The sequence below is a fragment of the Sphingorhabdus pulchriflava genome (assembly GCF_003367235.1).
GTDB lineage: Bacteria > Pseudomonadota > Alphaproteobacteria > Sphingomonadales > Sphingomonadaceae > Sphingorhabdus_B > Sphingorhabdus_B pulchriflava.
On the sequence record NZ_QRGP01000001.1, the window covers coordinates 265,790 to 277,806 of the forward strand.

Sequence of the window (12,017 nt, forward strand, 5' to 3'; positions counted from 1 at the left end):
CTCCTCAAGCCAGATTGATAAGGATGTTGCCGACCGCATCGACGGTCGCGACACAGCCAGTTTCGATGAGCGTGGTCGAATCCATTTCAACCACGATGGCGGGACCCGCGATGATATCGCCCTGTCGCAATTGCGCGCGGTCATAGATGATAGCCGCCTGTTCCTTGCCATCCATCCACAGCACATGATCGCGCATCTTCGCCGCTTGGGGATTGCCGTCACCCTTGGGAAGTTCAGCTGCAGGTAGGTTGAGTGAAGCGCCCAGCGCCACGGCTCGCAGGTTCACAATCTCGTGCGGCGTATCCATGTTGAAAGTGAACAGCCGCAGATGCTCTTCATCAAAGCGCTTCAATATGCCGTCAATTCCGTCACGGCGCAGCACATCTGCGGAAATGGTCAGCGGCACTTCAAACGCTTGCCCGGCATAGCGGACGTCAACCTCGAATGCGCTTTCTATCTGGTTTTCGGGAACGCCGTCAGATCGCAGTTCGGCGCGGGTTTGCGTTGCCATTTCGTCCAGGATGGAAATCAGTTCCTCTGCCTCGGTCTGAGCTGCCAGTCGGGAAAAGCTGCGCGCGGTTTCTGTCCGCATGCGCGTGGTGGCATCGCCCAAAGCACATAGAACGCCGGGGGAGACCGGAGAGATAGCAGGCCAGCTACCCATCAACCGCGCGACCGCGTTGACATGCAATGGTCCGGCCCCGCCAAATCCCATCAATGCAAAGTGGCGCGGGTCATATCCCTGCTGCACCGAGATCATCCGCAATGCACCGAACATATTCTCATTGACGATGTCTATGATACCGCGTGCCGCGGCCATAAGGTCGATGCCCAATGCGTCAGCAATAGTCTGAACCGCCTTCTTCGCACCTTCGCGATCAAGGTTGAATGTTCCGCCGAGCAGGTTTTCAGGCAAATAGCCCAGCACGACATTGGCATCAGTGACGGTCGGCAATTCGCCGCCTTTGCCATATGCCACGGGCCCAGGAACAGCACCCGCCGATTGCGGGCCGACGCGCAACGCTTTGGTCAATTCCGGCACATAGGCAATTGAACCTCCGCCTGCGCCCACAGTTTTGACGTCCAGTGCAGATGCCCGAACCGACAAATGGCCAACTTCGGTCGTGCGCTGGCGACGTGGTTCGAGATTCTCGATGAGCGCCACATCGGTTGAGGTGCCGCCGACGTCCAATGTCAGAATATTATTGAAGCCGGCATTTTTTGCCACCCAAAGGGCACCCGTGACTCCGCCTGCTGGTCCAGACATTAAAATGCTGACCGGATGCTCTTCAGCTTTTTCGGCGGACATCAGGCCACCGTCCGAGCGAAGCAGCGACAATTTGCCCGCCATGCCCGAGACCGCCAAACGGTCACGCAAGTTGGAGACATATTTGCCGACCACAGGACGCACAGCAGCGTTGGCGACCGTAGTCAGGGTGCGCTCATATTCCTGCATTTCGGGCAGCACTTCGTGCGAAAGCGAGACTGGCACGTCCTGCATGATTTCTCGCGCCAGCTCACCAACACGTTTCTCATGCGCGCCATTGGCATAAGCGTTGATGAAGCTGACAGTTATCGCTTCGACGCCTTGTTGCTTAAGTTGCGTCAATGCCGAGCGCGCAGAGGCCTCATCCAGCGGACGCACTTCCTGCCCGGCCGCGTTCATCCTGCCCTTGACCGTCAACGTATCCTCAAGAGCTGCCAGTGGTTGCGGCTTGGGCCAGATAATCCAGGCCGCCAGACCACCAGGTACAAAGCTGCGCGCAATCTGCATGATGTGGCGATAGCCTTCGGTAGCGATCAAACCGACGCGCGCGCCTTTACCTTCCAGCACAGCGTTGGTGGCAACTGTGGTGCCGTGCAGGAAATAGTCGATATCGCTCGTCGCTACGCCCGCTTGTGCGCAAATCGCGGTGACGCCGTTCAAAATGCCTTCGCTGCTGTCGTGCGGGGTCGATGGCGTTTTGTGTCGCCAAAATGCGCCTGTTTCGGCGTTGAACAGCAACAGGTCGGTAAAAGTTCCGCCGACATCTACACCTAGGCGATAGCCCATTCCTATATTCTCCTCATGCTGCCTTGGGAAAAGGCGGCGCTTGCGCGACCATAGAGGGCAGCTTGCGCCCCATGCATTCTGAAAGCCACTGGCTGGCCTCAATCAGTTTGGCCAAATCCATTCCCGTGCCGATGCCCGCACGTTCAAGCATATAAACTACATCCTCGCTTGCGACATTGCCGGCAGCGCCGGGAGCGAAAGGGCAGCCGCCCAATCCGCCCAGTGCAGCGTCGACTGTTTCGGCACCGGCGTCGACAGCAGCCCAGACGTTGGCCAGCCCTGTGCCGCGGGTATTGTGGAAATGAACGCGCACCGGCAGCGGGTGAATTGCCTCGCGGACCTTGCTAACCAGTCTCGCGACATGGGCCGGATTGGCAACGCCAATCGTGTCGGCCAGCCCTACTTCAACGGGCCAGGCGTCAGACAGGCGCTTGGCCATCTCTACAATATGCCCCTCGGCAACCTCGCCTTCGAACGGACATCCAAACGAGGCCGCAATGGTCGCCTGCGCGGTCAGGCCTGCCGCGTTGGCGCGCTTGATGATGTCTTGAGCAATGGCAACCGAATCGTCACTACTCTGGCCTTGATTGGCCATGGCAAAGCTATCGGTCGCGACTACCACGGCGCCCAGTTGGTGAATGCGTTTTGTGCCGATCGCACGTTCCGCGCCGCGCTGGTTCATGACGAGACCGATAAAGGTAACGTCGTCAACTTGCGGAAGGCCGGCACAAATCTCCTCTGCATCGGCCATTTGCGGGACTTTTTTGGGATTTACGAAACTGGTCGCTTCAATCCGTCGTGCGCCTGCCGCGATTGCGCGGCGGACAAGTTCAAGCTTGTCCGCAGTCGACACCAGTTGCTTTTCATTCTGCAACCCGTCGCGCGGCCCCACTTCGACAAATTCTATTGTTCGGGCGTTCATGGGCACCCTCATGCCATTATTGTATACAAAATCAAGTATTGCTTATTCGGCAGCCTCGCCAATGGCACTGCGGCTATGGGCGTCAGCATAGGTGTGGAATGCCCGCCTGATGTGGCCTGCCATAATCGATGCGGCCCACGCGCTGTCGCGTCTCTCAAACGCAGCGAGCAATTCTTCATGTTCACGGTGCGACCGTTCGAGATTGGCCCGGCCATAGTTTTGCGCAGTCCGCCACACCACCGGCTGCTCAATCAATTTGGTCAACATGCTGGTCAACCGGGGTGAGTTGGCTGCTTCGAGAATGATATTGTGAAATTGAAGGTTGTGCTCAAGAAATGAAGAAATATCAGGCTGATTATGCGCTACAGCCTTGCCAATCGCGGCGTTCAGCCAGCGGAGCTGTGTAAGCTGCGTGCTATCGATGCGTTGCGCGGCGCGTTCTGCGGCCAGTGATTCAAGCATGCCGCGCAGCGAAAAGGCATCCTCGACATCATCGATCGACCAATCGGCTACAAAGCTGCGTTGTGATTCAGACCGACGGATGAGGAGTTCGGCTTCGAGCCGGTTCAAAGCATCGCGTATTGGTGTTCGCGATACGCCGCAGTGCTCGGCAAGCTGCTCCTCGCGGATCTGCGAGCCTGGCGGCAGCTCGCCTGACAGGATCATCGCCCTAATCTGGGCATAGGCACGGTCCGAGGCTTTTGACATCGATTCTCACAAACACTTGACGTGTTTCATATTGTATACAATAGTTGCTGCAGAGCGCAACCGCTGGTCCGACAATAGCTCCAATATGACCTCCGGCAAAGGCGCATAGTCAGGGAGTTTTGTCATGCTGAAAACCCGTTCGCTTCTTTTTGCATCCATTGCATTTTCAAGCCTAGCCACCGTTCCGTCCTACGCGCAGGAAGCAAATGATGGCGCCAGCGACGGTGAGGAAATTATCGTCACCGCGCGCCGTCAAGACGAACGGTTGCAGGACGTACCGGCTTCGGTAACTGTTCTGACCGCAGATGCGCTTCAGAAAACGGGTGCTGACAAAGCGCAGGATTTTGTTCAACTGACGCCTGGGGTCACCATTGTTACCGGCACTGCAGAGGCCGGCGACACGCAGATTAATATACGCGGTATCAATGGCGCACGCGATGCCGAAAGTTCGATTGCGCTGGTGGTGGATGGCATCCTCAAGACCAACACCGCACAACTCAACCAGACACAGGGCACGCTTCGACAGATTGAAATCCTAAAGGGCCCTCAGGGTGCACTATATGGTCGCAATGCTGCGGCTGGGGCGATTGTTGTCCAGACGTTGAAGCCAGGCGACACGCTCGAAGGGGCCGTACGCGCGAGCTATGCCAATGAAAAGACGATGGAGGCAACGGCCCACATCTCGACACCGATCGGCGAAGGCGCAGGGGTCGTGCTGTCGGGTTATTATCGGAAAACCGATGGCTTCTACCGCAACCTGTTCCTCGACCGGAAAGTTGTGGATGACCAGAAAGTCTGGAGTGTCGATGGTCGCTTTGTCGCGCAATTGGGTGATTCGACCGACCTTGATGTAAAGGCGCGCTATTCCAAGCTGTCAGGTGCATCAATCAACTTCAACGCCGCCTTCCACTTGCCTGCGCTCGGCGGGGCGTTCAACGAAGATGTCGATGACCATCCCTTCCGCTACTACAGCAACATCCGCCCGACCAACGACCAGAAAAGTTTCGACGCTTCGATCAAGCTGGAACATGATTTCGGTTCGACCAAACTGACGGCCTGGGCGCTCTATTCAGATGTTGACCAAAGCCTGACTGCAGACGGCACCTCTGCCGACTTTGCGCGCTATATTTCGCCAGCCTTTGGTGCACCAGCGAACCCGACCAATCTGGCGGTGCAAAGTGCTTGCTTTACATCGACCACGGCCAACACCGGCTTTCCTGTCAATCCGCCAGGCGTCATAGGTGCCATTCCGGTCCCCTTCATTTTCGACTTTTCGGGATCGACCTTTGGGCCCTACAGCCCGACGACCTGTGACGGCACTCAGCTGCAAGTTCGCAATCAAAAGGATATCAGCGGAGAAATCCGCCTGGCCTCAAACGGCGACGGCCCGCTGAGCTGGCAGGTTGGTGCCTACGCGCTTCACATCGACCGCTCGGTGGGTGTCAGCTTGGGCGCTGACCTTGGCTCTGGTATTTTGCCAACACTGTATAATGCGCCGGGCAGCACGAACCCGACTTCGCAGCTCTATTCAGACAAATTCAAAACCGATGTCTATGCGGTGTTCGGCTCTGCCGATTATGAAGTGTCAGACTCGTTCAAGATCGGTGCCGCCTTGCGTTACGATGTTGAAGATCGCAACGTATCGAACCGCGTCCCTAATGTGAATGACCCGATCACCGGCACCAAGATCAACCCGGGCCTTCCGACGACGGGTACAATCCCCGACAAAAATGCCACCTTTAAGCAGATTCAGCCGAAGATCAGTCTGAGCTGGAAGCCGGGCGGCGGCGATACCAATATCTACGCGAACTGGGGCATCGGCTTCAAATCGGGAGGCTTCAACAATCAAGGTGCCTCTGCAACAATCAACCAGTTTTTCAACAACACAACCGGAGCCTTTGGTACGATCGACGCTGATGTTTTCATCAACGACGATTATCGCAAAGAAAAATCGAGCTCGTTCGAAGCCGGCGTCAAAGGTTCACTGCTTGACGGCCGCGTGACCTATGATGTCGCGGGCTATTACACGCGCATTACCGATATGCAGTTCTTCGAATTCTTCGTTGGTTCATTTGGGCTGTTGCGTGTCGTTTCGAATGTAGACCGGGTTGATGTAAAGGGTGCCGAACTCAATTTGACCGGTCGCATCATTGACGGCTGGAAGGTTTTTGGTTCGGTCAATGTCACTGATAGCGAGATCAAGAAAAACAGTTCGCGTCCCTATACGGTTGGTAACAAGTCACCCTATACCGCCGATTACACCATCAATTTGGGCACACAAATCGATGCGCCGTTAACCGATTCAATCGACCTGTTGCTGCGCGCAGATTACCGCATCACCGGCGATACCTGGTTCCATACGGTTCAGGATCAGAGCCGCCCAACGGTGTTCAGCGCGCTGCTCCCGGCATCATTATTCGCCGCACCGCCAATCGCGGGGAATGGTGACTATGGTGCGGCAAAACGCGATGCTTTTGGCGTTCTCAACCTGCGCGCCGGACTTGAGGGTGCGAATTGGAACATTTCTGTCTTTGCCGACAACATGCTAGACCGGAAATATATCGCAGAGGCCATTCCGGCGATCGAATTTGGCGGTTCGTTCATTTCGCCGGGTGGGCGCCGCTTGATTGGCGTTGAAGCAGGTTTCAAATTCTAAGGCGAACCAGCGGCTGCGGATGGCATCGACGCCGTTCGCAGCCGCCTTTCGTATCTCGCGCCAAAATCGGCGACGATAGTGCCTTGCACCGGATATGATATCCTGCTGAAGCCGCAACAGACTTCAGGCTGCAAGGATGATCATGAATGGGTAAGCTGACCGGCATCAAGGTAGTCGACCTTTCGGTATTTCTTCCCGGCCCGATGATGACCGTGATGATGGCGGATCAAGGCGCAGAGGTCATCAAGGTCGAAACCGCCGCTGGCGATCCTTCGCGGGAGCAGGCTCCGTTTGAGGCCGGCCAATCGGTCTGGTTTCGCAATCTCAATCGCGGCAAGAAAAGCATCGTCCTTGATCTGAAAAGCGAGGAGGGCAAGGCGCGTCTCTGGACATTAATCGAAGGTGCCGACGTGTTTGTCGAAGGCTTTCGTCCCGGCGTCATGCAGCGGCTGGGGTTCGACTATGCAACGGTGTCTGCTCGCAACCCGCTCATCGTCTATTGCTCCATTTCAGCCTTTGGCCAGAACGGCGCGTTGGCGCACCATCCGGCGCATGATATGGCCACACAGGCGCTCGCAGGTTTCCTTTCGGTCAATGACGGACCGGACGGTACGCCTGTCGTACCGGGTACGGCATCATCTGATATGGCGGCCGGACTGACCGCCTTGTCTGCCACTTTGATGGCATTGATTGGTCGGGAAACGAGCGGGAAGGGCGACTATATTGACTGCGCTATGTTCGACAGCCTGCTGCCGTGGTGCGTGCACACCGCTGGCAGTGCGATTGCTGGTGGATCCGCACCGGTTTCGGCAAAGCAACGATCATTGGGAGGTGCGGGGCTTTATCAAGTGTATCAAACAAGTGACCGAAAATATGTAGTTTTGGGTGGACGTGAAATCAAGTTCGCTGAAAATCTGTTGAATGCTCTTGGTCGCCCGGATTTGATCGAACATGCCAAACGCGAGGCGGGTGAACAGGGCGAACTTATCGCCTATTTGCGTTCGGTCTTCATCACTCGCAGCCGCGATGAATGGGTTTCGTGGTTTGCCGACAAGGATGTCGCCTTTGCACCGGTTTTGGATTTTCGCGAAGCATTGGACGAGCCGCATATCGCCGAACGCGGGCTTTGGGTCGAACATGACGGCGCGCATCATATCGCGCCGGCAATCCGTTTCGCATCGGAGCAATGGCAACCGAGCAAAGCGCCCGAACTAAACGCCGACGCTGGCTAGACCGGCACCGAGATATTCTTGCCTCCAAATACCGACTGCCAGTTCTCTATTTCCGTCACGACGATCTCGTCAATCGCATGCGCCAGATTGGAGATGCGCGCATAGGTGATCTGATCGTCAGAGGCGGCGAGCAATATGTCAACGCGTGTCGCGATATGATCGAGCTTTGATGCCGTGATATCTGAAATCGATGCAAATCGCTCAAAATCGCCGAAATAGCGAATCCCCGCAAACGCACCGCCGAGCGTCGGGAACACCACGCCGAGAAAGGTGAAGAGTTTTGCGACGTCATGCGGCCAGTGGGACGGAAGCAGTGCCATAGCTGATCCTGCTACAATAGCGAGATAGGCTGCGACCGAAACCACTGCTGCGACAAAAAACCGTTCGGACAGCTTGTCCAGATTATGCTGAACCCGCTTCAACCTGAGGGCTTTGCTGCGATGATAATCGCGCTGAGGCAGAACATGCTGGTCGCGCATCAACATCAGCGCAGCCCGCAAATAGGCAGGTGTGACCTTCATCTGCGGAAGTCCCGGATTGCCGAGCGCCTGAATGGCGAAATGTTCCGGCCAGCCTCCGTCCGGACCGCCTGGCCAGCGTCCGACCGATCGTGCAACGCCGAGTAACAGCAAAATAGGGGCGTGCCGGAAATATTCGGCAACCCGGCGAGTTTCGAACCAACGCCCGTGCCAGCGACGCTTCCTGCCAAAATAGGTGATGCCGACAATTGCTACCAGCAACAGGAATTCAAAGGCTGCAAAACCCCATTTCTGATTGACTGATGCGAACGGCATATAGGAAATCCCGCCGATTACAGCGAGAGCCGACAATAGGAAGCTGGTCACCATGCTGCCGCGGAAGGCATCGGACAAATAGGTTGATACCCCGTCCGCCCATGCGAACGGTCGCATCACTTCCGTTGCGATGCTTTCCACCATGCGTTGGTCCACGCCGGGCAGGGCGCGGGCGGCGTCGAGCAGGGCTTTTCCGCTGCCTTCAGCTATTTCAGCTGGTGTTTCATAGCTTTGCGACAGGCTTTTGAACCAACGTCTTATGGGTTCCCCGAACAGAATTTCGATTCGCCGATAGGCTTGAAGCAACGAATTGCTGCCCGGTCGCCAGCGTTCCTGCGCATATGTATCGGACCAGCGTGCGCCTTGTGGGTTCAGGGCTTGCTCGACCAATCCCACGAGTTGCACGTCACGGTTGCTATTGTCGATCGCCCGAGGAGTCGCTAGCGACTCCGGCGCAGTCATTATGCGCCAGTCGTCTGGATGACGGGCATCGACCCAAATGACAGGCACACCCTGACCAAGTGCAGCAGCAATACTGTGTCGTGTACCGCCCAGGGCACCATGCGTAACACCATCCCAGATGCCGATGACGATGTCAGACTGTTCGATCATGACCCGAGCAGCGACGGCCGCGCGCTCGGAAATCAGTGTTTGAAAACCGGAGCGTGCGTCTTGATTATCAGGTTCTATAAGGTGCTTCTTGAACTGCTCCTCGATGAACGCATCCTGCTCGGCAAGCTCAAAGAGGGTCGATCGGTTGGCAGCGTTGCAGATGTCTGCTGCCCGGGCCGCAACTTCGGGATCAGCCACAGCGGTTTCGTTGAGCAGGGCAACCATATCCTCGCTGGTGACGGGCTGGGCATTGATTGCGACATTGAGCGCAAGCCCGAACGGTAATGGCGCAACTATCTCCCAATTGCGGGCCAGTGCCTGTTTCACCGACATCAGGTCGGCACCATATGCGAGTAAAGAGTGGAGGCGGGGTGTTGCAATTGTGCAAGGGGCAATCGATGCACGCAATCCCTCAATTATTCCATCAATCCGCGCGAGCAGGTCGGCAAGGACTTGTTCAATTTGGGCTTGGTTTGCGCTGAATATGGGGTGATTGCTGCGATGCCCGGTAACACCGATATCGAGATGATGCAGCGGAGCGGCCAGCGCATCGGGATCAGCTTGTAGGCGCGTCATCCTTGATCCGTTCGTGTCAGTCTGGCCCTTTTAACATCGCGTAACACGATTATCCTTTTCGGCAAAGACGCGGAAATTTTTGCGAGCTCTGCATGACAATCGCAATCATGAAAAAGGCCCGACTGGCGGGCCTTGATCTTGGTTATCACTGAAAGTGCAAATTATTGGTCTGTCGAACCCTGGTCAGTGGACCCTTGGTCTGTCGAACCTTGATCGGTTGAACCCTGATCTGCTGGTGCGGCGGCTGCAGCATCTGCTGCAGGTGCGGCTTCTGTGGTCGCTTCTTCAGTTACCACTTCTTCTGTCGCTGCCTCTTCGGCAGGCTTGTTGCAGGCCATCAGGGTCAACGAAAGAACAGCTGCTGATGACATAAGGATGATTTTGCGCATTGAAACTCCCCCTTTTGTGGAATGGCCAGTTTACACGAAGTGCAGTTGCACTAGCAAGTTCTTAAACCGTGCGTCGTTGCGCAGCGGATCAAGGAACGGATCGTTTAGCAGATAGACCAATCCGGAGTCGGCGGTGGCATAAGCACGGTCGAGAGCCGCGAAGGCTTTTTCCGGCTCTCCTGATTGTGCATGAACCTGTGCTTGTTGGTAGAGCGCATTGTCTCCGAATTCGTCGATCAACAATGTCAGATTTTGCTTGGACTGGCCCAAGTTGCCGCGTTTTGCGGCGACAATGGCTCGACCGGGCAGCGCCAGCAGATTGTTGGTTTCCTGATCAAACTCGGTCTCGGCCTTTTCGAGATCGCCAAGCATTATATAGGCGTTGCCGATATCGCCGTGCAAAGTGCTTCTCTTCGGGTTCAATGCGAGCGCCTTTCGCGCGAGCTCGATCGCTTCGTCATAAGCTTTGGCTGCATATTTGATGTTGCCAGCCGATTTGAACATTGAGGGATTCAATGGGTCGAGAGCAGAGGCCCGATTGATGGCGGTTTCAGCATCGTTAAACCGCCCGGTTCTCGCGCAATAGACGGCGTATCGACCCAGTACATCGACATCGCTGAGCGCAAGTTGATATCCGCGTTCATAAGGCGCGCGGGCCGCCTCGGCATCTAACCGGCCATAGAATAATGCGTATCCGAGAGCGGCAAAGCCCGCAGCGAAATCGGGAGCAAGGGTCGTCGCCCTGCGCGCTTCCGCGACAGCTTCACCGTACAGATCCTTGCGCTCATTGGCAGTTGCATATTGGTTTGCGATGACGGAGAGCGCGCGGGACCGCATTGCCCGGGCGGCCGCATATTCAGGGTCGATCGAAATAGCCTGGTCGAATTTTGCCAATGCTGCCCGTTCGGAGTTCTCATCGATATGCGCTTCGAACAGATCCCGCCCGCGCAGAAAGGCATCGAATGCTGTCAGGCTTTGTGTGCCACCAATCTGCCGCGCCTTCTTGCCTTCGCTCCTGCTATCTATTGCAATCGAAAGAGCGCCCGCGACTGCCGCAGCAATTTCTCCTTGCACGGCGAAGATATCCGAAAGCTGCCGTTCAAAGGTTTGCGACCATTTGCTGATACCGGTCTTGCCGTCGATCAGGTCGGTTGCAATTTTAAGCCTGTCGCCGCTTTTCTGGACATTGCCATCGAGCAGGAAGGCCACCCGCAATTCACGGGCGATATCGCGGGCATCGCCATCATTTTCGCGGAACTGGTTGGATGAGGTTTGCCCTACAATTTCGAGAAGCGCGTTACGTGACAACTGTGATCGGATTTCCGACGCTAGCCCGTCGGAAAAATAACGTTGCGCCGGATCGCCGCTAAGATTGTCAAATGGAAGAACCGCGACGCTATTCTTGGTTGCACCGCTGCCCAGCAGCCCGCCTTTCCAGATTGCCAGACCGCCGGCTGAAGCGGCCACAGCCAGCCCTCCGCCGATCGCGGTCCGACGGTTTAGAAGCGGCGCGCGGATCGGCGATGAACTCAAAGGTTGAGCGGCTGTGCCGTGCAAGCCTGCGATCGCGCGCACCATCCGCTGGATCGCGGCATCGTCCAGGTTCATTTTAGAACCAGCCAGGCTGATCACTTGAAACTGGCCAAAACCGAGAGGTGGCTCTGTTCCGTCGAGTGACAATGGTACAAGTATCCGACGATCTCGACCGCGCGTGGCCTCATCATTCACCCAATGAGAATGGACCGATGCCTTCGACCACAATACGACAACGACTTTTGCCCTATTCAGTGCATCTTCGGTGGCACGTGAAAAGCGTTCCCCGCCTTCCAGAAGCCCATCCCACCAGGTTGAAAAACCAGCTGCCTCGATCAACCGGATAATCGGCAGCGCCTTCGCCTGATCTTCACGTGAGTAACTGAAGAAAACGGATGTCGGGTCAGGGCCATCGGGGTCGCTAGCAGTCAAATTCGTGCGCCCCTTCCCTTACAAAGGGCTGGCCACCATTGCAGCCCCGTCAGGCGATATCTGTCCCATTGTTTACCAAAGGTTGCAAACTATTTCTGCGCTGACGATTG

Annotated in this window: 8 protein-coding genes; 2 read left to right on the forward strand and 6 right to left on the reverse strand. The window is 56.3% G+C overall.

Going from position 1 to position 12,017, the window contains the following annotated elements:
* Window positions 1–4: 4 nt before the first annotated feature.
* The 3 genes from DXH95_RS01320 to DXH95_RS01330 are packed head-to-tail and all read right to left on the reverse strand — an operon-like array spanning window position 5 to window position 3,683.
* Window positions 5–2,053: a hydantoinase/oxoprolinase family protein gene (locus tag DXH95_RS01320; RefSeq protein WP_115547670.1), complete on the reverse strand. Its 2,049-nt coding sequence runs from the start codon at window positions 2,051–2,053 to the stop codon at window positions 5–7.
* A gap of 13 nt (window positions 2,054–2,066) precedes the next feature.
* A complete protein-coding gene (locus DXH95_RS01325; RefSeq protein WP_115547671.1) occupies window positions 2,067–2,975 on the reverse strand; it encodes a hydroxymethylglutaryl-CoA lyase in 909 nt (302 codons plus the stop codon).
* 42 nt (window positions 2,976–3,017) lie between these two features.
* Complete coding sequence (locus tag DXH95_RS01330) at window positions 3,018–3,683, reverse strand: GntR family transcriptional regulator (RefSeq protein WP_115547672.1); 666 nt, start codon at window positions 3,681–3,683, stop codon at window positions 3,018–3,020.
* 124 nt (window positions 3,684–3,807) lie between these two features.
* Between DXH95_RS01330 and DXH95_RS01335 the strand changes: the two genes are divergently transcribed.
* On the forward strand, window positions 3,808–6,339 hold the full coding sequence (locus tag DXH95_RS01335) for a TonB-dependent receptor (protein WP_115547673.1): 2,532 nt from the start codon (window positions 3,808–3,810) through the stop codon (window positions 6,337–6,339).
* A gap of 146 nt (window positions 6,340–6,485) precedes the next feature.
* Window positions 6,486–7,571, forward strand: a complete 1,086-nt coding sequence (locus DXH95_RS01340; RefSeq protein WP_115547674.1) for a CaiB/BaiF CoA transferase family protein — start codon at window positions 6,486–6,488, stop codon at window positions 7,569–7,571.
* Here the strand turns inward: DXH95_RS01340 and DXH95_RS01345 are convergent.
* The 3 genes from DXH95_RS01345 to DXH95_RS01355 form a co-directional block, all read right to left on the reverse strand.
* Window positions 7,568–9,553 carry a hypothetical protein gene (locus DXH95_RS01345; protein WP_115547675.1) on the reverse strand — a complete coding sequence of 662 codons (1,986 nt, stop codon included), beginning with the start codon at window positions 9,551–9,553 and terminating at the stop codon, window positions 7,568–7,570. The genes DXH95_RS01340 and DXH95_RS01345 overlap by 4 nt on opposite strands.
* A gap of 161 nt (window positions 9,554–9,714) precedes the next feature.
* Window positions 9,715–9,942: a hypothetical protein gene (locus tag DXH95_RS01350; protein WP_115547676.1), complete on the reverse strand. Its 228-nt coding sequence runs from the start codon at window positions 9,940–9,942 to the stop codon at window positions 9,715–9,717.
* A 30-nt stretch (window positions 9,943–9,972) separates the two neighbouring features.
* A complete protein-coding gene (locus tag DXH95_RS01355) occupies window positions 9,973–11,907 on the reverse strand; it encodes a TIR domain-containing protein (RefSeq protein WP_115547677.1) in 1,935 nt (644 codons plus the stop codon).
* Between the last annotated feature and the right edge of the window lie 110 nt (window positions 11,908–12,017).

What these genes read in the sequence shown, in the direction of transcription:
- DXH95_RS01345 (WP_115547675.1), bottom strand. Translation starts at nt 9,553, where the DNA reads ATGACGCGCCTACAAGCTGATCCCGATGCGCTGGCCGCTCCGCTGCAT.
- DXH95_RS01340 (WP_115547674.1), top strand. Translation starts at nt 6,486, where the DNA reads ATGGGTAAGCTGACCGGCATCAAGGTAGTCGACCTTTCGGTATTTCTT.
- DXH95_RS01325 (WP_115547671.1), bottom strand. Translation starts at nt 2,975, where the DNA reads ATGAACGCCCGAACAATAGAATTTGTCGAAGTGGGGCCGCGCGACGGG.
- DXH95_RS01335 (WP_115547673.1), top strand. Translation starts at nt 3,808, where the DNA reads ATGCTGAAAACCCGTTCGCTTCTTTTTGCATCCATTGCATTTTCAAGC.
- DXH95_RS01330 (WP_115547672.1), bottom strand. Translation starts at nt 3,683, where the DNA reads ATGTCAAAAGCCTCGGACCGTGCCTATGCCCAGATTAGGGCGATGATC.
- DXH95_RS01350 (WP_115547676.1), bottom strand. Translation starts at nt 9,942, where the DNA reads ATGCGCAAAATCATCCTTATGTCATCAGCAGCTGTTCTTTCGTTGACC.
- DXH95_RS01320 (WP_115547670.1), bottom strand. Translation starts at nt 2,053, where the DNA reads ATGGGCTATCGCCTAGGTGTAGATGTCGGCGGAACTTTTACCGACCTG.